The organism is Cohnella sp. GbtcB17, assembly GCF_019091135.1.
Lineage (GTDB): Bacteria > Bacillota > Bacilli > Paenibacillales > Paenibacillaceae > Cohnella.
In genome coordinates this window covers 1-915 of record NZ_JAGXJW010000148.1, presented here as the reverse complement: position 1 = coordinate 915, position 915 = coordinate 1, and the positions used below count along the sequence as shown (strand labels likewise).

At 65.1% G+C, this 915-nt stretch carries 1 protein-coding gene; it reads left to right on the top strand.

The annotated features are described in order from the left end of the window. Positions 1–32: 32 nt before the first annotated feature. Positions 33–915 (top strand): glycoside hydrolase family 38 C-terminal domain-containing protein (locus KVT38_RS33395; RefSeq protein ID WP_306795382.1); only part of this gene is annotated, 883 nt, incomplete at its 3' end.

The following is a 915-nucleotide window of genomic DNA, read 5'->3' as shown; positions in this document are numbered from 1 at the left end:
AGGAGGCGCTGCACGAGGGATGGAGGACGATTTTGCGCAACCAGTTTCACGACCTCATCCCGGGCTCTTCGATTGGCGCAGTGTACCAGGATGCGAGAGGGGAGTATGCCGAAGCGGAGCGCTTGGGCAAGGAAGCGATCCGGACTGCGGCCGACCGGCTGGCCGGGCAAGCGGACGGCGCCGTCGTCACCATCTATAATAGCGCCGCCTTCGACCGGACCGAGCTGGTCGAGATTCCCGTACAGGACGGCATCGGCTCGCAGGGCGCATGGCTGAGCGAGGCCGGCCGGCCGCTTCGGTCGGAATGCGACGGAAGCCGCTGGCTCGTGCTGGCGGAAGCCGTGCCGGCTGCCGGAGCGGCGACGCTGCGCTTCGATCCGTCGGCCGAGCCGCCAGCGGCTGTCAAGGCGTTCGAATGGTCGGACGGCGTGCTTCGGACGCCTCATTATGAGCTGGCATTCGACGAAGCCGGCCGACTGGTCCGCCTGTACGACCGCGATTTGTCGCGGGAGGTGCTGCCCCAAGGAGCGCGCGCCAACGAGCTGCAGGTATTCGAGGACAAGCCGAAAATGTACGAAGCGTGGGATATCGATCTGTTCTATCAGGAAAAGCAGCGCGAAGTGACGAACCTGCGGAAGCTTGAGCTCGTCGAATGCGGCTCGCTGCGCGCCGTGCTGCGATTCGAATGGGCTTACGGCGCTTCCGTCGTCGAGCAGCGTCTCGTCGTCTATGCGCACGACCGGCGAATCGACTTCGTCACGCGCGCGGACTGGCATGAGCGCCAGCAGCTGCTGAAGGTCGCGTTCCCTGTGGAGATTCGCGCCACGGAAGCGACCTACGACATCCAGTTCGGCAACGTGAAGCGCCCGACGCACTGGAATACGAGCTGGGACCACGCCCGGTTCGAGACGGTCG